The organism is Pseudonocardia sp. CA-107938 (assembly GCF_050936315.1).
Lineage (GTDB): Bacteria > Actinomycetota > Actinomycetes > Mycobacteriales > Pseudonocardiaceae > Pseudonocardia.
The window spans coordinates 1,719,185-1,740,368 of record NZ_JBNJNA010000001.1; the positions used below are offsets into that span (position 1 = coordinate 1,719,185).

The 21,184-nt window shown below is 73.4% G+C and carries 25 protein-coding genes; 11 read left to right on the forward strand and 14 right to left on the reverse strand.

Annotation, left to right across the window (positions count from 1 at the left end):
• Positions 1–48 precede the first annotated feature (48 nt).
• The gene (locus ACQEVB_RS08555) at positions 49–261 is read left to right on the forward strand and encodes an NADAR domain-containing protein (RefSeq protein WP_432967169.1); all 213 of its coding nucleotides are present in this window, start codon (positions 49–51) and stop codon (positions 259–261) included.
• On the opposite strand, the gene ACQEVB_RS08560 is transcribed toward ACQEVB_RS08555, so the two are convergent.
• Together ACQEVB_RS08560 and ACQEVB_RS08565 are read right to left on the reverse strand one after the other, a co-directional pair.
• Positions 254–1,927, reverse strand: a complete 1,674-nt coding sequence (locus ACQEVB_RS08560; protein ID WP_432967171.1) for a glycoside hydrolase family 13 protein — start codon at positions 1,925–1,927, stop codon at positions 254–256. The two genes, ACQEVB_RS08555 and ACQEVB_RS08560, sit on opposite strands and share 8 nt — an antisense overlap.
• 56 nt (positions 1,928–1,983) lie before the next feature.
• On the reverse strand, positions 1,984–2,541 hold the full coding sequence (locus ACQEVB_RS08565; RefSeq protein WP_432967173.1) for a hypothetical protein: 558 nt from the start codon (positions 2,539–2,541) through the stop codon (positions 1,984–1,986).
• Positions 2,542–2,719: 178 nt separating this feature from the next.
• On the opposite strand from ACQEVB_RS08565, the gene ACQEVB_RS08570 reads away from it, so the two are divergent.
• Positions 2,720–3,853, forward strand: a complete 1,134-nt coding sequence (locus ACQEVB_RS08570) for an alpha/beta hydrolase (RefSeq protein ID WP_432980233.1) — start codon at positions 2,720–2,722, stop codon at positions 3,851–3,853.
• 302 nt (positions 3,854–4,155) lie between these two features.
• On the opposite strand, the gene ACQEVB_RS08575 is transcribed toward ACQEVB_RS08570, so the two are convergent.
• Positions 4,156–4,713, reverse strand: coding sequence for a TetR/AcrR family transcriptional regulator (locus tag ACQEVB_RS08575; RefSeq protein ID WP_432967175.1), 558 nt, complete (start codon positions 4,711–4,713; stop codon positions 4,156–4,158).
• Between the two features lie 84 nt (positions 4,714–4,797).
• Here ACQEVB_RS08575 and ACQEVB_RS08580 point away from each other — a divergent pair, with 84 nt between their 5' ends.
• A complete protein-coding gene (locus ACQEVB_RS08580) occupies positions 4,798–5,709 on the forward strand; it encodes a DMT family transporter (protein ID WP_432967177.1) in 912 nt (303 codons plus the stop codon).
• Positions 5,710–5,737: 28 nt separating this feature from the next.
• Complete coding sequence (locus ACQEVB_RS08585) at positions 5,738–6,454, forward strand: maleylpyruvate isomerase family mycothiol-dependent enzyme (protein WP_432967179.1); 717 nt, start codon at positions 5,738–5,740, stop codon at positions 6,452–6,454.
• Here ACQEVB_RS08585 and ACQEVB_RS08590 read toward each other — a convergent pair whose 3' ends face one another.
• From ACQEVB_RS08590 to ACQEVB_RS08600, 3 genes are read right to left on the reverse strand one after another with little or no spacing between them, the layout of a single operon-like run.
• Positions 6,455–7,636 carry an MFS transporter gene (locus ACQEVB_RS08590; protein WP_432967181.1) on the reverse strand — a complete coding sequence of 394 codons (1,182 nt, stop codon included), beginning with the start codon at positions 7,634–7,636 and terminating at the stop codon, positions 6,455–6,457.
• A gap of 52 nt (positions 7,637–7,688) precedes the next feature.
• The gene (locus ACQEVB_RS08595) at positions 7,689–8,303 is read right to left on the reverse strand and encodes an RNA polymerase sigma factor (RefSeq protein WP_432967182.1); all 615 of its coding nucleotides are present in this window, start codon (positions 8,301–8,303) and stop codon (positions 7,689–7,691) included.
• Positions 8,300–8,548 (reverse strand): zf-HC2 domain-containing protein, encoded by a 249-nt coding sequence (locus ACQEVB_RS08600; protein ID WP_432967184.1) that lies wholly within the window; start codon positions 8,546–8,548, stop codon positions 8,300–8,302. The genes ACQEVB_RS08595 and ACQEVB_RS08600 overlap by 4 nt, the downstream gene beginning before the upstream one ends.
• 93 nt (positions 8,549–8,641) lie before the next feature.
• On the opposite strand from ACQEVB_RS08600, the gene ACQEVB_RS08605 reads away from it, so the two are divergent.
• Positions 8,642–9,157 (forward strand): VOC family protein, encoded by a 516-nt coding sequence (locus tag ACQEVB_RS08605; RefSeq protein ID WP_432967186.1) that lies wholly within the window; start codon positions 8,642–8,644, stop codon positions 9,155–9,157.
• Positions 9,158–9,219: 62 nt separating this feature from the next.
• Positions 9,220–10,359 (forward strand): LCP family protein, encoded by a 1,140-nt coding sequence (locus ACQEVB_RS08610; protein WP_432967188.1) that lies wholly within the window; start codon positions 9,220–9,222, stop codon positions 10,357–10,359.
• Between the two features lie 4 nt (positions 10,360–10,363).
• On the opposite strand, the gene ACQEVB_RS08615 is transcribed toward ACQEVB_RS08610, so the two are convergent.
• From ACQEVB_RS08615 to ACQEVB_RS08625, 3 genes are read right to left on the reverse strand one after another with little or no spacing between them, the layout of a single operon-like run.
• Positions 10,364–11,092, reverse strand: coding sequence for a dienelactone hydrolase family protein (locus ACQEVB_RS08615; RefSeq protein WP_432967190.1), 729 nt, complete (start codon positions 11,090–11,092; stop codon positions 10,364–10,366).
• A 60-nt stretch (positions 11,093–11,152) separates the two neighbouring features.
• The gene (locus ACQEVB_RS08620) at positions 11,153–11,389 is read right to left on the reverse strand and encodes a hypothetical protein (RefSeq protein WP_432967192.1); all 237 of its coding nucleotides are present in this window, start codon (positions 11,387–11,389) and stop codon (positions 11,153–11,155) included.
• Positions 11,390–11,446: 57 nt separating this feature from the next.
• A complete protein-coding gene (locus ACQEVB_RS08625; protein ID WP_432967194.1) occupies positions 11,447–12,340 on the reverse strand; it encodes a Ku protein in 894 nt (297 codons plus the stop codon).
• Positions 12,341–12,367: 27 nt separating this feature from the next.
• Here ACQEVB_RS08625 and ACQEVB_RS08630 point away from each other — a divergent pair, with 27 nt between their 5' ends.
• The 3 genes from ACQEVB_RS08630 (at position 12,368) to ACQEVB_RS08640 (ending at position 14,115) form a co-directional block, all read left to right on the forward strand.
• Positions 12,368–13,279, forward strand: coding sequence for a DNA ligase (locus ACQEVB_RS08630; RefSeq protein ID WP_432980236.1), 912 nt, complete (start codon positions 12,368–12,370; stop codon positions 13,277–13,279).
• An 8-nt stretch (positions 13,280–13,287) separates the two neighbouring features.
• On the forward strand, positions 13,288–13,473 hold the full coding sequence (locus ACQEVB_RS08635; protein ID WP_432967196.1) for an Rv0909 family putative TA system antitoxin: 186 nt from the start codon (positions 13,288–13,290) through the stop codon (positions 13,471–13,473).
• Positions 13,474–13,548: 75 nt separating this feature from the next.
• Complete coding sequence (locus tag ACQEVB_RS08640) at positions 13,549–14,115, forward strand: putative glycolipid-binding domain-containing protein (RefSeq protein ID WP_432980239.1); 567 nt, start codon at positions 13,549–13,551, stop codon at positions 14,113–14,115.
• A 152-nt stretch (positions 14,116–14,267) separates the two neighbouring features.
• Here the strand turns inward: ACQEVB_RS08640 and ACQEVB_RS08645 are convergent, their stop codons facing one another.
• On the reverse strand, positions 14,268–14,861 hold the full coding sequence (locus ACQEVB_RS08645) for a TetR/AcrR family transcriptional regulator (protein ID WP_432967198.1): 594 nt from the start codon (positions 14,859–14,861) through the stop codon (positions 14,268–14,270).
• Between the two features lie 74 nt (positions 14,862–14,935).
• Here ACQEVB_RS08645 and ACQEVB_RS08650 point away from each other — a divergent pair, with 74 nt between their 5' ends.
• A complete protein-coding gene (locus ACQEVB_RS08650) occupies positions 14,936–16,255 on the forward strand; it encodes an alpha-amylase family protein (RefSeq protein ID WP_432967200.1) in 1,320 nt (439 codons plus the stop codon).
• 70 nt (positions 16,256–16,325) lie between these two features.
• Positions 16,326–17,168 (forward strand): TauD/TfdA family dioxygenase, encoded by an 843-nt coding sequence (locus ACQEVB_RS08655; protein WP_432967202.1) that lies wholly within the window; start codon positions 16,326–16,328, stop codon positions 17,166–17,168.
• Here ACQEVB_RS08655 and ACQEVB_RS08660 read toward each other — a convergent pair.
• From ACQEVB_RS08660 to ACQEVB_RS08675, 4 genes are read right to left on the reverse strand one after another with little or no spacing between them, the layout of a single operon-like run.
• Positions 17,153–17,749, reverse strand: a complete 597-nt coding sequence (locus tag ACQEVB_RS08660; RefSeq protein WP_432967204.1) for a TetR/AcrR family transcriptional regulator — start codon at positions 17,747–17,749, stop codon at positions 17,153–17,155. The genes ACQEVB_RS08655 and ACQEVB_RS08660 overlap by 16 nt on opposite strands.
• A gap of 9 nt (positions 17,750–17,758) precedes the next feature.
• Positions 17,759–18,694 (reverse strand): prephenate dehydrogenase, encoded by a 936-nt coding sequence (locus ACQEVB_RS08665; RefSeq protein ID WP_432967206.1) that lies wholly within the window; start codon positions 18,692–18,694, stop codon positions 17,759–17,761.
• 20 nt (positions 18,695–18,714) lie between these two features.
• Positions 18,715–19,974, reverse strand: coding sequence for an amidase (locus ACQEVB_RS08670; protein ID WP_432967208.1), 1,260 nt, complete (start codon positions 19,972–19,974; stop codon positions 18,715–18,717).
• On the reverse strand, positions 19,975–21,177 hold the full coding sequence (locus ACQEVB_RS08675) for a M20 metallopeptidase family protein (RefSeq protein ID WP_432967210.1): 1,203 nt from the start codon (positions 21,175–21,177) through the stop codon (positions 19,975–19,977).
• Positions 21,178–21,184: the final 7 nt, after the last annotated feature.

Consider the following 21,184-nt stretch of genomic DNA (forward strand, 5'->3'; position numbering starts at 1 on the left):
TCATGGCCGCCGGAGGCGCATCGCTACGCGATCGTCGTCGCGGCGACCGTGGCGAAGTTCGGCGCCCATCCCGATCTCGGTGCGTACCTGCGCGGCACCCGGGCGCGGGTGCTCGTCGAGGCGAGCCCGGTCGACGCGATCTGGGGCATCGGCTGCGCCGCCTCCGACGAGCGGGCAGCCCGCGCCGCGACGTGGCGCGGGCTCAACCTGCTCGGCTTCGCCCTCATGGACGTGCGGGACGCGCTGGAGCGGGTCAGCTGAGCACCCACACCGTCACGTCCGTGGGCACCTGCCCGTCCACCAGCTCGCCGCTGGCGATCAGCACCTTCCCCTCCGGGACGGGCACCGGGCTGGCGCCCAGGTTGGCCAGCACGGTGAGCGTGCCGCCGGGCGCGGTCGTGGTGAACGCGACCGTGTCGGCGCCGTCGATCCAGGTCAGGTCACCGCGACCGATCCGCAGCTCCTTCCGCAGCCGCAACGCGCTGCGGTACATCTCCAGCGTGGAGCCCGCGACGCCGCTCTGCTGGTCGACGGCGTACCGGCGGAACGACTCCGGCTGCGGCAGCCACGCCTGCCCCGTCGTGTTGAAGCCGAACGCGGGCGCGTCGGCGATCCACGGGATCGGCACCCGGCACCCGTCGCGACCGGCCACCTCGCCACCGTTGCGGAAGTAGGTCGGGTCCTGCCGGGCCCCGTCGGGCAGGGTGGTGTGCTCGGGCAGCCCGAGCTCCTCGCCCTGGTAGACGTACGCCGAGCCGGGCAGCGCCAGCATCATCAGCGTGGCGGCGCGGCCCCGGCGCAGGCCCAGCTCCTCGTCGGGCTGCGGGTCGACCGAACGGATGCCGTTGGGCCGCTTGCCGACCTGTGGGAGCGCGAGCCGGGTGGGGTGGCGCACCACGTCGTGGTTGGACAGCACCCACGTCGTCGGTGCGCCGACGGCGGCGGTGGCGGCGAGGGAGTCGGTGATCGAGGTCCGCAGCTCGGGGGCGAGCCAGTGGGTCTCGAGGAAGTCGAAGTTGAACGCGGTGTGCATCTCGTCCGGCCGGATGTAGTTGGCGAGACGGGCCAGGGTCGGCGCCCACGACTCCGCGACGAGCACGCGGTCGCCGGGGTACTCGTCGAGCACCGCGCGCCAGTCGCGGTAGACCGCGTGCACGCCGTCCTGGTCCCACATCGGCGCCTCGGTGCCGTCGAGCAGGCCGTGCTCGCCCTCCCAGTCCGGGAGGCCGTCGGCCTTGACCAGCCCGTGCGCGACGTCGACGCGGAATCCGGCGACGCCGCGGTCGAGCCAGAACCGCAGCACGTCGAGGAACTCGGCGCGCACCTCAGGGTTGCTCCAGTCGAGGTCGGGCTGCTTACGGTCGAACAGGTGCAGGTACCACTGCCCGGGCGTGCCGTCGGGCTCGGTGATCCGCGTCCAGCCGGGACCGCCGAAGACGCTCTTCCAGTTGTTCGGCGGCTCGGCGCCGTCGGGGCCGCGGCCGTCGCGGAACAGGAAGCGGGCGCGCTCCGGGCTGCCTGGGCCCGCGGTCAGCGCCGCCTGGAACCACGCGTGCTCGTCGGACGTGTGGTTCGGCACCAGATCGACGATGACCTTCAGGTCGAGCCGGTTCGCCTCCGCGATCAGCGCATCGGCGTCGGCCAGTGAGCCGAAGAGGGGGTCGATGTCGCGGTAGTCGGCGACGTCGTAGCCGGCATCGGCCATCGGCGAGGTGTAGAAGGGCGAGAGCCAGACGGCGTCCACGCCGAGATCCGCGACGTGGCGCAGGTGGGCGGTGATCCCGGGCAGGTCACCGATCCCGTCGCCGTTCGCGTCGGCGAACGAGCGCGGGTAGATCTGGTAGATCACCGCGTCGCGCCACCAGGCGTCGGTCGTGTCGGGTCGGACGGGAGCTGCGGACGGGGCAGGAGTATCGAGCTGCGTCACACCGACCATGCTGCGGCATCACCCCGTGTCGGGTCGACGCCGCCCACCCCTGCGGGTCAACTGGCGCGGCGCGGCTCGATCTCCTCGTCGGGCATGCCCGGCTCGCCGAACCACTCGACCGCGGCGCCGCCGACGGGCAGCTCGAGCACGGTGCCGGTGATCTCCTCGACCGGCTCGTACTCGTACTCCTCGGCCTCGAACTCGTCGAGCACGTGCGCGATCTCCGCGACGGCCGGCGCCGGCGCAACCCGCGGACGCGGCGACGGGCGGCGCGCAGGCTCCTCGGCCACGGGCCACTCGTACACCTGCTCCGGAGCGAGCACGGCCGGGATGATCTCGGTGACGGGCTCGACCACCTCCACGAGCTCGGTGATCTCGCCGACCTCGCCGACCTCGCCGACCTCGGCGGGTTCGACCTGCTCGACGCGCTCGGCGGACTCGACCTGTTCGACGTCCCCGGCTTCGACGCGCTGGAAGAACTCGGTGGCGAGCGCGTGCCCGATCGGTGTGTCGCCCGGGTCGAACTCCGGCACGGACGTCACGATCGCGGCGGTGAAGCGTCCGAGTGGATCATTGCCGAAGACCGCGTCGAACGTTGACGTATGGACGGACATGACCAACCCCCTTGGCCTAGTGCTCGACACGCTGCTGATAACCAACTGTGACGAGAGTGTTGCACACCGTACCGTGATTAGGCCATTTAGGCTAAACAGGGGCGTGTCGCAGGGTGGCGTGAGGGCTGACACGCGGCCCGCGACACGCCGTCCGGCGTAGCGTTGAGACGTGATCGCGATGGTTCGGCTGCGCCTGCTGCGCTGGTGCCTGCGGCTGCTCTTCGGACTCCCGCGCTGGACGAAACGCCTGCTCGCGGGCCCCGTGATCCGGCGCGAGGGGCAGGTGCTCGACCTCGACCTGCACCTGCTCGGCCGGCTCACCGCCCTCACGTCGGGTCGCGGACCGGACGGGATCAAGACGGCGGTCGCGAACGGATCGCTCAGCGGCGAGCGAGAGGCCGAGGGGCTGCGCCTGGCCGCCCTCGCCGAGCAGCGCCGGCAGGCCGACCTCGCCGCCGAGGTGGCCGCCGAGCCCGGCCTCGACGACGTCCGCACCCGCGACCTGCAGGTGCCCGGCGCCGACGGCCCCATCGCCGCCCGGCTCTACGTGCCGCCCGGCACCCGCGTCGGCTCCGCGCTCGTCGTGTTCTTCCACGGCGGCGGGTTCGTGCTCGGCAGCCTCGTCACGGCCGACCCGCTGTGCCGGTTGCTGGCCGCGCAGTCCGGGGTGCGCGTGCTGTCGGTCGACTACCGCCTCGCGCCCGAGTTCCCGTACCCCGCCGCGCTCGACGACGCCATCGCGAGCTTCCGGTGGGCCGTCCAGAACGCCACGACGCTGGGTGCCGACCCGGCGCTGGTCGCGGTCGGCGGCGACAGCGCGGGTGCCAACCTGGCGTTGGTCGTCGCGCACCAGGCGGTCGTGCACGGCGAGCCGGTCCCGACGTCGGTGATGGCGATGTACCCCGTCGTCCAGCCGGAGCGCGCCGGCGGATCTCGAGAGACCTACGGCACCGGGTTCGGGCTCACCGCCGAGATCATCGCCGACCTGGAACGGCTCTACCTGCCCGACGGCGTGCCCACCGACGACGTCCGAGGCGACCTGCTGCGCGCCGCCGACCTGGCCGGCATGCCACCGGTCTACCTCTCCACCGCCGGCTTCGACCCGCTGCGCGACGAGGGCGAGGAGCTGGCCGCGCGGCTGCGCGCCGACGGCGTGCCGGTGGTCGCGCGGCGGTTCGCCGGGCTCGTCCACGGCTACGGGAGCTTCACCGCGGTGAGCGCGACCGCCCGCGACGCCACCCTCGACGCGGCGAGCGCCCTGCGCGCCGCGCTGTCCCTCGTCGCCAGTACCCGCCGCACCTCGGCCGCCTGACCGGCCGACCAACTCGCCCGGCAGAACGCGCAACTCGTCCGGCAGAACGCGCAACTCGCCGGCGGACGGGCAACTCGCCGTGCCGATGGGGGCAACTCGCCGTGCCGATCCGGGCAACTCGCCGTCCTGATCGGGGCAACTCGCGGTGTCCGCGGTGGTGTCCGCGCGAGTTGGCCGTTCCGGTACGGCGAGTTGGCCGTTCCGGGCGGGCGAGTTGCCCGGTTCAGCAGGGCGAGTTGGCCGGTCTGGCCGGGCGAGTTGCCCGGATCGGTACGGCGAGTTGGCCGGTCTGGCTGGGCGGATCAGCCGAGGGTGCGGGCTGCCAGCCATGCGAGCCGGTCGCCGATCTGCTCCGGTGTGAGCCCGACGTCCCGGCGTTGCCGCATGTAGAGCTCGGACGTGAGCGGCGCCAGCAGCACGTCGGCGAGCTGTGCGGGCTCCGGGGCGCCCGCTGCGGTGGCTAGCGCGCGGACGTGCGCGTACCAGAACCCGTACGCGCCGGTGGCGAAGCGGGCGCTGCCCGTCTCGGCGCCGAGGACGAGGTGTCCGAAGCGTTCCAGCAGCTCCACCATGGCCCGGTAGAACGCGGCGAGCCGGTCCGCGGGCGGGGCGCCGGGTCCCAGTGGCGGTTCGCCGCGCAGGAGGCGTTCCTGCAGCTCCCGCTCGTGCTCGTCGAGCAGAGCGGCCGCGATGGACCGGACGTCGGGGTAGCGGCGGTAGAGCGTGGCGCGACCGACGCCTGCGGCGCGGGCGACGTCCTCCATCGTGACGGCGGTCGGGTCGCCGGAGCGGAACAGCTCGGCGGCCGCGGCGAGGACCTGCGCCCGGTTGCGGGCCGCGTCGGCGCGTTCGGCGGGCACATCGGCACGCTACCGGAATAGGTGGACGGGCCGTCCGGTTCAGCTAAGTGGACACAGTGTCCACATATCTGAGGAGCCCGATCCATGACTGCAACACTCCTACTGGCCGCCGTGTTGATCGGCGGCCTGCTCGCCGTGCAGGCGTCGGCGAACCTGCAGCTCACCGCCGCCGTCGGCACGCCGTACGGCGGGGCGACCGTCCAGCTGTGGTTCGCCGTCGTCCTGCTGGCAGTGCTCGCCGCCGCAACCGGCAGCCTCGGGGCGCTGGCGAGCATCACGACCGTTCCCGGCTGGTACCTGCTCGGCGGGCTCGCCAGCCCGCTCTACATCACGAGCGCCATCCTGTTGTTCCCTCGATTGGGCGCGCTCGCCGCCGGTGGCCTGTTCGTCACGGGCCAGGTGCTCGCCTCCATCCTGATCGACCTGTTCGGCCTGTTCGGGACCCCGGTGCGGCCGTTGGGTCTCGGCGTCGTGATCGGCGCGGTCGCGGTGCTCGCCGGCATCACCGCCGTCGTGCGCGGGCCCCGTCGGCAGGAGCGGTCCGCCCCCGGCTGGCTGGTGCTCGGGGTGCTGGCCGGCGCCGCCCTGCCCGTCCAGGGAGCCGTGAACGCGCGGCTGCGGGCGGCGATGGTCGAGCCGCTCGCTGTCGCGCTGGTGAGCTTCGTCGTGGCCGCAATGACGATCACGGTGGTGCTCGCCGTGCTCCTGCTGACCCGGCGGACCCCGCGGCCGCAGCTCACGGGCGTGCGCGCGATGCCGTGGTGGGGCTGGCTCGGCGGTGCCTGCGCCGCGGCGTACGTGACGGGCACGTTCCTGCTGATCCCGGCGATCGGCGCGGCCGTCACGGTGGCGCTGACCGTCACCGGGCAGCAGCTCGCGGCTGCCGCCGTCGACGCGAGGGGCTGGTTCCGGCTGCCCCGCCGCGCGATCACCACGCCGCGCCTGGCGGGTCTCGCGCTGCTCGTCACGGGGTCGGTGCTGGTGCAACTGTCCTGATCGACTGCGGCCAGGACAGAATGGCCGCATGGACCGGGGCGACATCGCCGTGACGCTGCCGTGGATGGGCGCCGGCACGGAGTTCGTGTGCCGCGTCGTCGACGCGTTGCCCGACGACGTCCTGCGCGGTCCGAGCGCCCTTCCGGGCTGGACGCGCGCGCACGTCGTCGGGCACCTGGCACGCAACGCCGAGGCGCTGGCCCGGCTCGCGCGCTGGGCGCGAACCGGCGAGGAGACGCCGATGTACGCCTCGCGGGAGGCGCGCAACGCCGACATCGAGGAGGCCGCGACCCGTCCGATCGATCAGCTCCGTGCGGAGCTGATCAGCACGGCCGACGAGCTGGACGCCACGTTCGCCGGCCTGGACCTGATGGCGTGGCGCGCAACCGTGCGCAACGCGCAGGGTCGGGAGATCGCGGCCACCGAGCTGCCGTGGATGCGCGTGCGCGAGGTGTGGCTGCACGCCGTGGACCTCGACGCGGGCGCACGCATGGAGGACATCCCCGGCGCCGTCGTCGACGCCCTGCTCGACGACGTGAGCCGGACGCTCTCGGCGACGGACGACTGCCCCGCCGCGGAGCTCGCGCCCACCGACCGCGACCGCACCTGGCCACTGGGGCTCGGTGGCGGCACCACGGTGCACGGCACCGCGTCCGGCCTGCTCGGCTGGCTCACCGGCCGCTCGTCGGGAGCGGGGTTGCTCCCGATGAGCGGGCAGCTGCCGGTGGTCCCGCGCTGGCTGTGACTACTGCCGGACGACCCGCCGCTCGGCGACCGAGCCGACCACCGCGGCGATCGCGGCGACGGCGACGCAGGCCAGCAGCGCGGCGCGGGCCCCGAGCGGTTCGAGCAGGCCGGCGAGCACGATCCCGGCCGCCCCGAAACCGACGCCGCCGGCGGCGTAGAGCCCGGAGAACCCGGCCGCCCACGACGGCTCGGGCAGCAGTTCCTGCACGCCGGCGGCCCGCGCGGTCAGCGCCGGCGTCCCGGCGAACCCCGCCAGCACGACGAGGGTGCCGATCACTCCGGCCGTCGGCATGACCACCGCGAGCGCCAGCACCGCCGCGACGGCGAGCACCAGCACGGTGCTCTGCGTGCGGTAGCTGCCCGGCCAGGTGCGGCTGCCGTACGCGAGACCGCCGACGAGGCCGGCCACCGCGAACACGGCCAGTACCGGCCCGGCGGTGGTGGCGTCGCTCCCGACGGCCTCCAGCAGGCTCGGCAGCCCGGTGTAGGCGGCGCCGACGCAGACCATCACCGCGCCCTCCTGGAGCAGCGCTGGCCAGGTCCGGCCCCAGATCCGCACCGTGACCGTCGGGTCGCGGTGGACCGGAGCGGCGTCGAGCAGCAGCCCCGCGGCGAGCACGCCGGCTGCGGCGATCGCGGCGATCAGCGCCACCGCCCACCCCGCGCCCGCGACGAGCGTGACGAGGCCGACGATCGCCGGCCCCACCGCCCACAGCAGCGTCGTCAGCGTCGACTCCAGGCTCAGCGCGGCGTGGTGCGCGGCCGGCTCCACCGTCCGCACCAGCACCGCCCGCAGACCGCCGTGCGCGCCGGACGCCACCGCGCCCGCCGCCGCCGACAGCAGGACGAGCAGCCAGACCGGCGTCGCCGCCAGGGTCGAACCGGCGAGTGCGAGCAGCAGCACCGCCTGCACGCACAGCACCAGCCGGATCTCCGAACGGGCCGGACGCCGGTCGAAGCGGCGGCCCATCGGTCCCGCCGCGACCGCTTCCGCGGCGGCGAACACGGCGGCCAGCAGCGCGCCGACCGCGTAGGAACCGGCGACGTGCCCCACGTAGACGAGGGCGAGCGGCGCCATCGCGATGGGCAGGCGCTGGCAGAGGACGCCGAGCGTCCACCCGCCCATCCCGGGGGTCCGTACGACCGTGCGGTAGGCAGGCGGGGCAGATGTGGTCGACATGGTGTCTCCTCTCGGCAGTTGCGCGTACCAGTGGCGGCCGAGGGGAGATGCGTTACAGATCCCGTGCAGGAACGCGGTCCAGGTAGCGCTCGAGCGCCGCGCGGACACGGGAACGCGCGCGGTGCAGCAGCACCCGCTGGTTGCCGGGGGTGATCTCGAGGAGGGCGCTGACCTCGTCGGCCGCCCACCCCTCGACGTCGCGCAGCGTGACGACCGTGCGCTGGGTCTCGGGCAGCGCCGCGATCGCGTCCGCGACGACGGTGCGTAGCTCGCCGGACAGCGCCTCCTGCTCCGGCAGCGCGACCGGCGGGACCGCCCAGTGCCCGGCGTTCGGCCCCGATCGGAAGAACCGGTCCGGGTCGACGGTGGGGCCCGCGTCGTCCGTGAAGCTGGAGAACGGCAGCTCGCGGCGTTCGTCGGCGGCCCGGCGCCGCACGATGTTGATCAGGATCCGGCAGATCCAGGTGCGCAGCGAGGAGCGGCCCTCGAAGCGGTCGATGCCGTGCAGGACCGCGATCCACGTCTCCTGGACGCACTCCTCGGCCACCTCCCGGCTGGACGCGTAGACCAGCGCGAGGCGCACGAGCGCCGAGTGGTGCGTGCTGACCAGGCGGAGGAACGCCGCCTCGTCGCCGCTGCGCAGGGTGGCCAGATCGACGTCCGTCACCGGTCGCGCTGCCCCGCCCACGTCCGAAAGATGTCCAGCAGTTGGGCCTCCGCCTGCGCGCTCGGCAGCTCCGGCGGCAGCGCCGCGCTCGCCCGGACGGCCGCCCGCGCCTGGTCGACGTAGGCGGTGCAGCCGTCGCAGGTCGAGAGGTGCCGCTGCACCCGTGCGGTCTCCGCCGGGCCCAGCGCGCCTTCGAGGTAGTCGGTGACGAGCTCGACGAGGTCCTGGCACACCAACTCGTCCACCTCGTCGAGTATTGCCCGAATCCGAGCACACGTGGAATGTTGCGTGTTCAACTACTGTTGGACCGGGCACCACCGAGCGAGAGGACCGATCCGATGCCGCAGCCAGAGGGAGCCGCGCTCGAGGCCGTCCGGGCCCGCCGCGAGCAGCTCAAGCAGAAGTACCTGCGCCCCAAGGCGGAGCGCCCGGCCACGACCGTCGGCGGCGTGCACCACCTCGCCCTCGTGGCGCGCGACGTCGAGGAGACGATCGCCTTCTACCAGGACCTCCTCGGGTTCCCGCTGGTCGAGCTCGTGGAGAACCGCGACTACCGCGGCTCCAGCCACTTCTTCTTCGACATCGGCAACCGCAACCTGCTCGGCTTCTTCGACTTCCCAGGCCACGACCACCCCCCGTACAGCGAGACGATCGGCGCCGTCCAGCACCTCGCGCTGTCCACCACTCAGGAGAACTTCGACGCCACCAAGAAGCGGCTCGACGAGGCCGGCGTCAGCTACGTCGGACCCGACCGCGGCATCGAGAACTCGATCTACATCCACGACCCGAACGGCGTCGGCCTGGAGTTCTACGTGCAGGAGCTGGGAGTGTTCGAGGGCACGGAATTGGTGTGATGGGAACCTGACGTCCGGTTCGCACGTCTTCTCCACCAGACACGCGAAGGGCGGGATGCGGCATGCAGGGCGGCGGAGGACAGGGTTGGGGCGGCCCACCGCCGCGTCCGCCGGTGCCCGGCGGCGGTCAGGGCTGGGGGCAGCAGCGCCCGCCTGGCCCGCCGCCGATGCAGCGCACCGAGGTCATGCCGCAGGGCAGGCCGCAGCAGTACCGGCCCACCGAGGCCCGCCCGCCGCAGCGTCGGCCGGGGCCACCGCCGCGCAGGCCGCGGCGGCCGCGTTGGGGCCGGCGGATCGCGATCGTGCTGGTCGCGCTGCTGGTGCTCGCGATCGCCGGCGGCGTCTGGGTGGAGGTCTCGCTCAGCCGCACCGCCGCTCTGCCCGCCGACGGCACGACGTCGTCCAGCGGCACGAACTGGTTGATCGTCGGCTCCGACTCGCGCCAGAAGCTCACGCCGGAGGAGAAGGAGCGCTACGCCACCGGCGACGAGGTCTCCCAGCTCACCGACACGATCATGATCCTGCACACCGGCAGCGGTCCCACCACGCTGGTGAGCATCCCGCGCGACTCGCTGCTCAACATCCCCGGCCACGGCGTCGCGAAGGTCAACTCGGCGTACGGCAAGGGCGGTGGCCCCGACGGCGGTGGGCCCGAGCTGCTCGTCCGCACCATCGAGGCCGCCACCGGCCTGCACATCGACCACTACGCCGAGATCGGCTTCCTGGGCATCGTGAAGGTCGTCGACGCGGTCGGCGGGGTCGAGCTGGACGTGCCCGAGTCGATCAAGGACCCGAAGGCTGCGCTCGACATCAAGAAGGGCGTGCAGACGCTCGACGGCCCCACCGCGCTCGGCTACGTCCGCACCCGCGCCACCGCGTCGTCCGACTTCGGACGCGTGGAGCGGCAGCGCGCGCTGCTCTCGGCCCTGCTCGACAAGGTGACGAGCCCGGCGACCCTGCTCAACCCGTTCCGCATCGTGCCGCTGGCGAGCCAGCTCACCTCGGCGATCACCGTCAACTCCGGCGACCACGTGTGGAACCTCGCCCAGCTCGGCCTCGCCATGCGCGGCATCAGCAGCGGGATCTCCACCACCGTCCCCGTCGCCGACGGCGAGGTGCACTGGGACAAGAAGCGCGCGAGCGCGCTCTTCGACGCGCTGGCCAAGGACCAGGAGCCGCCGAAGACCGCGCTGGGTCCGTAGAGGGTCACACGGGAACGCATTCGCCGAGCAGGGCGACGACGTCGCGCCATGCCCGCTCGGCGTGCAGCGGGTGGTAGCCGACACCGGGCAGCAGGTTCTGCCGGCCGGGCAGCGCCATCGGGTGGTGGAACGCGTGCAGTGCACCGCCGTAGACGACGAGCCGCCAGTCGACGCCGGCTGCCTGCATCTCGGCGACGAACGCGTCCCGTTGCGCAGGTGACTGGATCGGGTCCTCCGATCCCACCCCGGCCCACACGGGGCAGCGGATGCGTGACGCCTCGCCCGGTCTGCCCGTGAACAGCCCGTTGACCGTCGCGATGGCCCGCAGGTCCACACCGGCGCGCCCGAGTTCCACCGCGATCGCGCCCCCGGTGCCGTATCCGACGGCGGCGACCCGGTCGGGATCGGTACGTGGTTCGGCGTGCACCACGTCGAGCGCCGCGCGGCCGATCTCGCGCATGCGGTCGGGGTCGGCGAGCAGCGGCATGCAGCGCGCCAGCATCTCGTCGGGGTCGGTGAACCAGCGCCCGCCGTGGATGTCGAAGGCCAGCGCCACGTACCCCAGCTCGGCGAGGGCGTCCGCCCGGCGACGCTGGACGTCGTCGAGTCCGGTTCCCTCCGGTCCGAGCAGCACCGCAGGCCGGCGGTCCGTGCCAGCGGGGAGTGCCAGGTGCCCGATCATCGTCAGGCCGTCGGCCGGGTACTCGACCGTGCGCGTCGTGACCGTCGTCATGCGGCCGACGGTAGTGATCGCGACGCCCCGATCGGGCGCCGTTCGCCACCGGCACAACGGTCAGGACGTGCGCACCGCGCGCCACCTGCGCACGTGCGGCAGCGCCAGCAGGTACAGCCCGGTGATCATGAGCAGCGCCAGCGGGAACAGCGGCACGTACGACATCCACATGATCGGTTCGGGCTGCGCCAGCGCGATGCTCGTGGCGACGACGGAGAGCGTGAACAGGGTCGCCAGGACGCGGTGCGCCCGGCGGAACCAGGCGGGACGGGTGCTGGCCGAAGCGGTGTTCTGCATGCCAGGAACGGTAAGGAAGAGCAGGTCAGGAGTGCTTCTCGATTCCTGACCGGTCCGTCACGCGCCCTTGCGCCGCTCCTCCTCCGTGTCCTCGTCCTTCTTCGCCTTGGCCCGTGACTTCTTCGGCTTCTCCTCGACCGGTGCCGCGGGCTCGTCGGCCTTGCCCGCCTTTGCCCGCGCCGCCTCCACGCTGGCCTGCAGCGCCGAGAGCAGGTCGGTCATGCTGTCGCCCTCGTCCGCCGGCTTCTCGACGGCCGGCGCCGGGCGGGTCTCGCCCGTGGTGCGCTTGCGCTCGATCAGCGCCTCGACGGCGTCGCGGTACTCGTCGTGGAAGTCGGAGGAGTCGAAGTCGGCGCCCAGGCTCTCCACCAGTGACGCCGCCATCGTCAGCTCCTGCGGCCGCAGCTCCACCTCGGTCTGCAGGACGTCGAAGTCGGGCTCGCGCACCTCGTCGGGCCACAGCATGGTCTGCAGGACGATCGCCTTGTCGCGCACCCGCAGCACCGCGATGCTCTCCCGCTGCCGCAGCGCCACCTTCACCACGGCCATGCGCTCGGTCTGCACGAGCGCCTCGCGCAGCAGTGCGTACGGCTTGGCCGCCTTCGCCTCGGGCTCCAGGAAGTACGACTTGTCGAACAGCAAAGGATCGATCTGGTCGGCCGGAACGAACTCGATCACGTCGATCTCGTGGCCGGTGGCCGTGGGCAGGGTGTCCAGGTCCTCCTCGGTGAGGGTGATCAGCTCGCCGTCCTCGGTCTCGTAGCCCTTGACGATGTCGGCGTACTCGACCTCCTCCCCGTCGATCGCGCAGGTGCGCTTGTACTTGATCCGCCCCCCATCGGCGGAGTGGACCTGATGGAACCGGATGTCGTGGCTCTGCGTGGCCGAGTACGCCTTGACCGGCACACTGACCAGGCCGAACGACACCGCTCCACTCCACATCGCTCGCATGGGTGCCAGCATGGCCGGGTGCAGCCCATGCTCGCCACCCCTGGAGCGCTCCCGGACGGCCCGGAGTGGCTCTACGAGGTCATGTGGGACGGCATGCGCGTGCTCGCCGAGGTGCGCACCGACGACGGGGTCGCCGAGCTGCGGCTCACCACCCGCGACGGCCGTGACGTCACCACCTACTTCCCCGAGCTCGCCGAGCTCGTCGCCGTGGCCCCCGACGTGGTGCTCGACGGCGAGATCGTGCTTCTGGAGCGCGGGGTGCCCAGCTTCGCGGCGCTGACCGGCCGGCTGCAGGGCGCCGTGCCGGCCGCGGTGGCCGCCGCGCGGCCCGTCACGTTCATGGTGTTCGACGTGCTGCGGCTGTACGGGGTCGACCTCGCCGGTCGCGAGCTGGTGGAGCGGCGCGCCACCCTGGAGCGGCTGGACCTCTCGCCGGTGCCGGTGGCGGCGGTGTCGCCGGCGTACACCGACGGTCCCGCGCTGCTGGCCGCCACCGCGGCACAGGGCATGGCGGGCGTCGTGGCGAAGCGACGCGCCGACCCGTACGAGGCGGGCGTGCGCAGCGCCGGCTGGGTGGCGGTGGCGCACCGGCGCACCGCCAACTGCGTCGTCGGGGGGTGGGTGCCCGACCGCGGCCGCATCGGCGCGCTGCTGCTCGGCGAACCGGACGGACCCGGCCTGCGGTACCTCGGACGGGTGGAATCCGGGCTGTCCGTCGACGCCGTCCAGCGCGCTATCGAGCTGCGCCTGGTGCCCGCGGTGGCCCCGCCGTTCCGCGATCCGCTGCCGCGGTCAGCTGCCAACGGTGCCCGCTGGTGCGCTCCGGTGCTGGTCGTGGAGGTGGGGCACCAGGGAGAACGATCGGACGGGAGCCTGCAGGGACTGGTGCTGCGGCGGGTTCGGGACGATCTCCCGCCGAACGCGGTGGGGGGTGCATGATGCCCGCCATGGTGGATTTCAACAGCCTCGCCGGTAAGGCCGGGGAGCTGCTCAACGAGCACGGTGACAAGGTCGAGATGGCGGCCGAGAAGGTCGGCGACGTCGTCAAGGAGAAGTTCGGCCACGAGGAGCAGGTCGACATGGCCGTCGACAAGCTCAAGGAGATCATCCCCGACGGCCCGGCCGCTCAGTAGTCCGCGGTGCCCCCTTCGCAGGTGGAGGGGGCACCGTCGGGTACGGCGTGGTCTACGGTGAGTCGGGTGACGACCATGCTCACGTGGCAGGCCGAGGACGGCCACGGGCTCGAAGGCGCCCGTGTGCTGCTCGGCCCCGGCCACACGCTGCGAGCGCTGAGCCGGCTGGTCCGGGTCGGTGAGTACACCGCCTCCTACCGGCTCGTGGTCCGCGAGGACGGCACCCTCAACCGCGTCTCGATCACCAGCGCCACCGCCGACAAGGAACGCCACCTCACCCTCAACCGCCCCGAGGAAGGCTTCTGGCTCCTCGACACCGGATCGGGCGGGGCGCGCACCGACTTCGGCGGCGCCCTCGACGTCGACCTCGAGGGCAGCCCGATGTTCAACACGCTGCCCATCCGCCGACTCGGCCTGCACAAGGAGGCCGGCGAGCACACCATCCCGATGGTGTGGGTGTCGCTGCCCGACCTCGAGGTCAGCCGCGTCGAGCAGACCTACCGCACCGTCTCGATCGACGACGGCGGCGCCGTGATCGAGTTCTCCACCGAGGGGTTCACCGCGGAGATCGTCGTCGACACCGACGGGTTCGTCGTCTCGTACCCCGGCATCGCGAACAGGCTGTCGCCGACGCCCGCATGATCGAAATCCGGCACACCGGACCTCACCCGCGGACGTCACACAGCGCGCGGCCACCTCACACACCGCCGAACCTGTGTGCCGTGGCCACGAGGTGTGTGAGGTGGAGGCGCCCGTCCGAACGTGTGTGAACGGGCCCAGCCATGTGCGGTCGTCTACTGGCTCGGGAGTGCGGCGATCGAGCCCCGGAAGGCGCCGATGACGACCGCCACGACCGTGTCGACCGGCACCTGCGCGCGCTCGGCGGCGTCGAGCTCCAGCCAGGACGCGGTCACCGTGTCGACGTACCCGAGGTAGCTGCGCAGCGCGAGGTCGAGCGCCGGCGTGCGCGGCCGGCCGAGCCCCTCGGCGAGCCGGGCGACCAGCTGCTCGCGCACGTCCGCGAGCAACGCCGTGACCTCGGGAAAGGTGGTCTCGTGGCCGCCGCGGACGATGGCGAGGTACCCGGCCCGGCGCTGGGTGGCGAACTCGAGGTGCATGCGCAGCCCGGCGGCGAGCCGTTCGATCGAGGGTGGGCCGGGCAGCGCGGCGTGCCGGGCGAGCAGCTCGTCCACGACGGAGCGCAGGCAGGCGAGGTACAGCTCGCGCTTGCCGCCGAAGTGGAACGAGACGAGCGCGGTGGATGCTCCGGCCACCGCGGCCACCTCCTCCAGCCGCACCTGGTCGTACGGCTTCGCCGCGAAGACCTGCTGCGCCGCGTCGACCAGCTCTGCGCGCCGCTGCTGCGGGCTGAGCCGGCGCCGGGACACCGCGCCACCCTAGCGGCACTACTGATCGGCCGTTCAGTAGGCTTCTACTGAACGGCGAATCAGTAGGAGGAACGGTGCCCGGCTGGACCCAGCACGTCATCTGGTGGCACGTCTATCCGCTCGGGTTCACGGGCGCCGAGCCCGCCGCCGAACACGCGGGCCCCCGTCCCGTGCCGCGGCTGCGCGCGCTCGAACGCTGGCTCGACTACCTCCTCGACCTCGGCTGCAACGGTCTGGCGCTCGGCCCCGTGTTCGCGTCGGGGACGCACGGCTACGACACCATCGACCACCTGCGGGTCGACCCGCGGCTGGGCGACGAGGACGACCTGCTGTGGCTGTTCGACACCTGCCGGGCCAAGGGCGTGCACGTCCTGCTCGACGGCGTGTTCAACCACGTCGGCCGCGACTTCCCCCGGTTCCGCGACGTCCTCGAACACGGGCGGGGGTCCCGGTTCGCGCGCTGGTTCGACATCGACTTCGACGCGGACCGGGGTGCCGACGGGTTCGCGTACCGCGACTTCGAGGGCCACTGCGACCTGGTCGCCCTGAACCACGCCGAGCCGGAGGTGACCGACTACGTCGTCGAGGTCATGAACCACTGGCTCGACGCCGGTGCGAGCGGCTGGCGGCTCGACGCGGCGTACGCGGTCCCGCGCGAGGCGCTGCGCCGGATCAGCGATGCCGTGCACGCGAAGCACCCCGACGCGTGGCTCGTCGGCGAGGTGATCCACGGTGACTACGGGGCGTTCGTCCGGGAGGGCGGCCTCGACTCGGTCACCCAGTACGAGCTGTGGAAGGCGATCTGGAGCTCGCTCAACGACCGCAACCTGTTCGAGCTGGCGTGGGCGTTGGAGCGGCACGACGGGTTCGCCGCGACGTCCGTGCCGATGACCTTCGTCGGCAACCACGACGTCACGCGCATCGCCAGCCGGCTCGACGATCCGGGCCTGCTGGGGCATGCGCTCGCGGTGCTCTTCGGCGTCGCCGGCGTGCCCGCGATCTACTACGGCGACGAGCAGGCGTTCCGCGGGGTCAAGGAGGACCGGGCCGGCGGCGACGACGCGGTTCGCCCGGCGTTCCCCGCGACACCCGCCGAGCTCGCGCCGCAAGGCTGGCCGGTGTACCGGACGCACCAGGAGCTGATCGGGGCGCGGCGGCGCAACCCGTGGCTGACCGGGGCTCGCACGAGCGTCGACCACCTCGCGAACGAGCAGATCGCGGTCACCAGCGAGGCGGACGGGCGACGCGTCGTGGTGCTGCTCAACATCGCCGACCGGGAGCACCGCTTCCCCGCGGACGGGCCGGCCGAGGTGCTCGCCCCGGCCGGTACCGGCGGTGATCCCTGGCTGGTGCCGGCGCGGTCCTGGCGCCTGCTCGCACCGTCGTCGGGGTAACCCACCGGAAACGAACTCGGCCTACCCTGTCGGTTGAACCGATCGGTTCAACCGTGTCGAGGAGGTCGTCGTGACGGATCTGGGTCGTGCCTGTCTGGTCCCGCGGTACGTGTCGAGCCCCGAGGAGGCCCGGGCCGTCGTCGAGGCGGAGGGCGCCGCGATCGTCCGCGGCATCGAGAGCGAGGAGGCCGCGATCGCGTACGGGTGGGCCGTGCTCGGCGCGGCCGGCGTGCGGGTGAGCCGGCAGATCGAGGCGACCAAGAGCAACGGCGAGGCCGACGAGCTCCGCATCAAGGACGAGCCGGCGGACGCCCGCGGCCGCAAGCGGGACTTCTCCGCCGACACGGCCAAGGCGATGCCGCCGCACAACGACGGCTTCGCGTTCGGCGACTACGCGCCCGAGCGGCTGTTCCTCTTCAGCGCGCGGGCCGCCGTGACGGGCGGGGAGTCGTTCCTCATCGACGGCGGCGCCCTGCTGGACCTGATGGCCGAGGATCCCGCGAACGCGGAGTTCGTCGAGTTCGCCACGACCGTCGACATCGACCACACCGAGCCCAGCCACCCGCAGCTGCCGTTCGCGCCGATCGCGCGCAGTCTCGCCGACGGCCGCCGCCAGGTGCGCCACCACCCGTACCTCGCGCCGGTCGCAGGGCCGGCCGAGGCGGAGCAGTGGCCGATGGTGGAGCGCTGGCACGCCGCGGTGTGCGAGGCGCGCGACACCGGCCCGCGGTTCCTGCTGGAGACCGGCGACATGGCCGTCGTCGACAACTACCGGGTCCTGCACGGCCGGCACGGGCACTCCGACCCGGACCGGCGGCTCTACTCGATCTGGGGCTGGACGACGAGCGCCATCGCGGTGCCGGCCGGGACCCTCGACATCGTCGAGCCCGGCCAGACTCAGCTCGTCGGCTGATCGACCAGCCGGGCGGTCGCGCACCGCTCTGCGAACGCGGTGGCGGTGGCGGTGTAGCTGTCGGCGACGGCCGCCGCGTCACCGGTGGAGAGCAGGTCGAACTGCAGGCCGCGCCACAGCGCCACCAGCTCGCGGGCCAGCCGGTGCGCCTGCGGATCGGGGACGCCCTCGGCGCGCAGGGAGGTCGCGACCCGGTTGGTCCAGTCGTGCCCGACGCTCGCGAGGAACCGGTCGAACCGCCCCGGCCGGTGCGCCGCGACCCCGAAGACCTCGAAGAACAGCCGGTGGAACGGCAGGTTCTCCGCGGCCGCGATGCCCGACCAGCAGGCCAGCAACCGGTCGAGCAGCGGGCCGGGACCGTCGAGCGCCGCGATCGCCGACTCGAGCGCGGGGAAGCCCGCCGCGGCAGCGGTGAGCGCGTGCTCGATCAGCTGCTCCTTGGAGCCGAAGTAGTAGAGCAGCATCCGGTTGTTGGTGCCGATGGCCTGGCCGAGCTTGCGCAGCGTCAGGTCGGCGATGCCGTGCTCGAGCACGTAGCCGGCGGCCAGCGCGAGCAGCCGCTCCCGCTCGGACTCGGACATCAGGTCACGCTACTTCCAGCCGGTGATCACCGCGCCGCGCCGGCCGATGTCGCGCAGTGCCGCCATGCCCGTCCCGCGGCGGATGCGCAGCTGCTCCGGTTCCCGGGCCGCCGCCCACCGCTGCCGCGCCTCGTGCCCGGCCTCGACGGTCTTCGCGAGGCCGCCGGTGGAGGCGAGCGCGCCGCGCATGGCGCCGAGCCGGCCGAGCGCGGAGTCGACGGCACCGAGCAGCGCGTCGCGGTTGCCCTCGCACATCGCCAGCACCAGCTCGGGTCGGGTGCCGGCGACGCGGGTGCCGTCGGCGAACGAGCCGGCGGCCAGCGACAACGCCAGCTCGTCGCCCTCCGCGCCGACCGCGGCGAGCACGGCGGCGAGCAGGTGCGGCAGGTGCGAGATGCGCGCGACGGCGAGGTCGTGCTCGTCGCTCGCGGCCGGCACGACGCGCGCTCCGCAGTCCCATGCGAGCTCGGCGACGTCGGCCCACACCTGCGGGTCGGCGCCGTCGTCGGACGCGACCACCCACGCGGCATCGACGAACAGCTCCGCGGTGCCGGCGCCCCAGCCCGACTCCGACGTGCCCGCCATCGGGTGCCCGCCGACGAACCGGGCGTGCGGCGCGCGCTCCGCGACGAGGTCGGCGACGGCGACCTTGACGCTGACGGCGTCGGTGAGCCGGCAGGTCGGCGCGTGCGCCCCGACGAGGTCGAGCACCCCGGCCAGCGCGGGCAGCGGCACGGCGAGGACGACGAGCGCGTCGGTGTCGACGGCGCGGCGCAGCGCGGCTGCGGTGTCGACGGTGACGTCGAAGCCGTCGGCGGTGGCGTCGTCAGCGGTGGACGGGGAGGCGGTGGCGCCCCACACGGCCCGTCCGGCCTTCTCCGCGGCCCGCATCAGCGAGCCCCCGATCAGCCCGGTCCCGATCACGCACACCGCTCGTTCCGACACGGTCGGCAACGGTACGCGGGTCAACTCTGCGCGATCGTCGCGGCCACCCGCAGCAGCTGGTGCTCGGTCAGGCGCACGCCCACGAGCTGGACGCCGGCCGGCAGCCCGCCGTCGGACACCGCGCCCGGAACGGAGACCGCCGGCCAGCCGGCCAGGTTGAACGGCAGCGTCAGCGCCAGCAGCGCCGACCGCACGTCGTGCCCGTCCACCTCCGCGACGCCGATCGGGGTAGCCCGCAGCCGGGTGGTCGGCAGGACGAGCGCGTCCACGCCGGCGCAGGCCTGCGCCAGCTCCGCGACGAGCCGGCGGCGGGTCCGCTGCGCGGCGATGTACTCGCCCGCCGAGAGCGTCCACGGGGCGAGTCGGGCCATCGTGGCCGGCTGGTAGTCGCCGGGGCGCTCGGCCATCCACGCGGCGTGCGTCGCGTTGGCCTCCGAGCCGACGATCGGCGCATAGGTCGCGGCCAGCGGATCGATCATCGGCGTGCGCAGCTGGACGATCTCGGCGCCGGCCGCGCGCAGCCCGGCGATCGCTGCCGCGACGGCGTCGTCAAGCACGGGGTCGAACGGCCGCCAGTAGTCGTCGGCGAGCACGCCCACGCGCAGGCTGCCCGGATCGGCGGCGGGCTCGCCGCTCAGCACCTCCCACGCGAAGGCGGCCGAGTCGACGTCCGGGGTGAGGAGGCCGACGTGGTCGCAGGTCTCGGAGAGCGGGAACACGCCGTCGGTAGGCAGCGCGCCGAACCGCGGCTTGAGCCCCACCACCCCGCACAGCGCGGCCGGGGTGCGGACGCTCGCGCCGGTGTCCGTGCCCAGCGTGAACGGCAGGTAGCCGGCCGCCACCGCCGCGGCCGAGCCCGACGACGAGCCGCCGGTGATCCGCGTCGGGTCGTGCGGGTTGCGCGCCGGACCGGTGGCGGCGACGTCGCCCGTCGGCCCGAAGGCGAACTCGTGGGTGTGCAGCTTCGCCACCACGATCGCACCGGCCGCCCGCAGCCGCGCCACCACCGGGGCGTCGGCCGTCGCCGGCGGGGCGTCGGCGAGCACCGTCGAGCCGCAGCGGGTCGGCAGGCCGGCGACATCGATCAGGTCCTTGACCCCGACGGCCACCCCGGACAGCGGCCCCGGCCGCGGATCGGCGGCCTCGGCGAGCGCGCGTTCGGCGTCGAGGGCGACCACGCTGTTGAACGGGTCGGCGGCGAGCCGCTCCAGCACGTCCCGCACGTGCGCGACGGGATCGAGCTCGCCGGACGCGAGCCTCGCCGCGAGTGCGCGCAGCACCTACGGTGCCCCGTGCAGCGCCAGCGCGGCGTACAGCGCCACCCCGGACGGCAGCGCGGCCTCGTCGAACACGACGCGGTTGGAGTGGTTGGGCGCCACCGTCGCGAGGTCGGCGCCGGGATGGGCGCCCCCGAGGAACGTCATCGCGCCGGGGATCTCCGCCAGAACGTACGAGAAGTCCTCGGCACCCATGATCGGCGTCGGCATGTCGGTGACCCGGTCCGCGCCCAGCACGCCGGCCGCGATCTCGCTGACGCGGTCGGCCGCGCCCGAGTCGTTGACGGTGACCGGGTAGCCCGGGTCGATGGTGACCTCGGCGGTGCAGCCGTGCGCGAGCGCGACGTGCGTGCACACGCGCTCGATCTCCTCGTGCATGAGCGTGCGCGCCGTCGGGGTGAACGTGCGCAGCGTGCCCTCCATGTGCACGGTCTCCGGGATGATGTTGTTGGTGGTGCCCGCGGTGATGTGGGCGATGGTGAGCACCACCGCGTCGTGGGTGTCGATGCGGCGGGTCACCGCCGTCTGCAGGGCGCCGACCATGGCGGCCGCGGCCGGCAGCGGGTCCAGCGCGTCGTGCGGCGCGGACGCGTGCCCGCCACGGCCGGTGACCACGACCGACACCACGTCGGCCGCGGCCATGATCGGCCCCGGGCGGGTCTGGATCTCGCCCGACGGCAGCGTCGCGGAGATGTGCAGGGCGTAGGCTGCGTCCGGCCGACCGGCCGGCCCGTCCACGTCGAGCAGGCCCTCCTCCAGCATGTACCGGGCGCCGTGGAAGCCCTCCTCGCCCGGCTGGAACATGAACAGCACCCGCCCGGCCAGCTCGCTGCGCCGCTCGGCCAGCAGCCGCGCCGCCGACGTCAGCATCGCGGTGTGCGTGTCGTGGCCGCACGCGTGCATCGCCCCGTCGACGTGCGAGGCGAACGGCAGGCCGGTGTCCTCGGTGAGCGGCAGCGCGTCCATGTCGCCGCGCAGCAGCACCGTCGGACCCGGCCGCTCGCCGTCGAGGACGGCGACGACGGACGACACCGCGCTGCCCAGGTGCACCCGCAGCGGCAGGTCCGCCAGCTCGGCGACGACCGCGTCACGGGTGCCCGGAAGATCCAGCCCCAGTTCCGGGTGTCGGTGCAGTGCCCTGCGCAGCGCCACCGTTCGCGGCTGGACGGCACGGGCGGCGGCGAGGAGATCCGAACGGGGAACCACGGATTGA

Excerpts from the sequence above, each read along its gene's own strand:
- ACQEVB_RS08590 (WP_432967181.1), bottom strand. The coding sequence starts at position 7,636 with ATGTCGACCACATCTGCCCCGCCTGCCTACCGCACGGTCGTACGGACC.
- ACQEVB_RS08615 (WP_432967190.1), bottom strand. The coding sequence starts at position 11,092 with ATGACGACGGTCACGACGCGCACGGTCGAGTACCCGGCCGACGGCCTG.
- ACQEVB_RS08565 (WP_432967173.1), bottom strand. The coding sequence starts at position 2,541 with ATGTCCGTCCATACGTCAACGTTCGACGCGGTCTTCGGCAATGATCCA.
- ACQEVB_RS08620 (WP_432967192.1), bottom strand. The coding sequence starts at position 11,389 with ATGCAGAACACCGCTTCGGCCAGCACCCGTCCCGCCTGGTTCCGCCGG.
- ACQEVB_RS08640 (WP_432980239.1), top strand. The coding sequence starts at position 13,549 with ATGCTCACGTGGCAGGCCGAGGACGGCCACGGGCTCGAAGGCGCCCGT.
- ACQEVB_RS08625 (WP_432967194.1), bottom strand. The coding sequence starts at position 12,340 with ATGCGAGCGATGTGGAGTGGAGCGGTGTCGTTCGGCCTGGTCAGTGTG.
- ACQEVB_RS08610 (WP_432967188.1), top strand. The coding sequence starts at position 9,220 with ATGCAGGGCGGCGGAGGACAGGGTTGGGGCGGCCCACCGCCGCGTCCG.
- ACQEVB_RS08605 (WP_432967186.1), top strand. The coding sequence starts at position 8,642 with ATGCCGCAGCCAGAGGGAGCCGCGCTCGAGGCCGTCCGGGCCCGCCGC.
- ACQEVB_RS08635 (WP_432967196.1), top strand. The coding sequence starts at position 13,288 with ATGGTGGATTTCAACAGCCTCGCCGGTAAGGCCGGGGAGCTGCTCAAC.
- ACQEVB_RS08580 (WP_432967177.1), top strand. The coding sequence starts at position 4,798 with ATGACTGCAACACTCCTACTGGCCGCCGTGTTGATCGGCGGCCTGCTC.
- ACQEVB_RS08585 (WP_432967179.1), top strand. The coding sequence starts at position 5,738 with ATGGACCGGGGCGACATCGCCGTGACGCTGCCGTGGATGGGCGCCGGC.
- ACQEVB_RS08570 (WP_432980233.1), top strand. The coding sequence starts at position 2,720 with ATGGTTCGGCTGCGCCTGCTGCGCTGGTGCCTGCGGCTGCTCTTCGGA.
- ACQEVB_RS08630 (WP_432980236.1), top strand. The coding sequence starts at position 12,368 with ATGCTCGCCACCCCTGGAGCGCTCCCGGACGGCCCGGAGTGGCTCTAC.
- ACQEVB_RS08660 (WP_432967204.1), bottom strand. The coding sequence starts at position 17,749 with ATGTCCGAGTCCGAGCGGGAGCGGCTGCTCGCGCTGGCCGCCGGCTAC.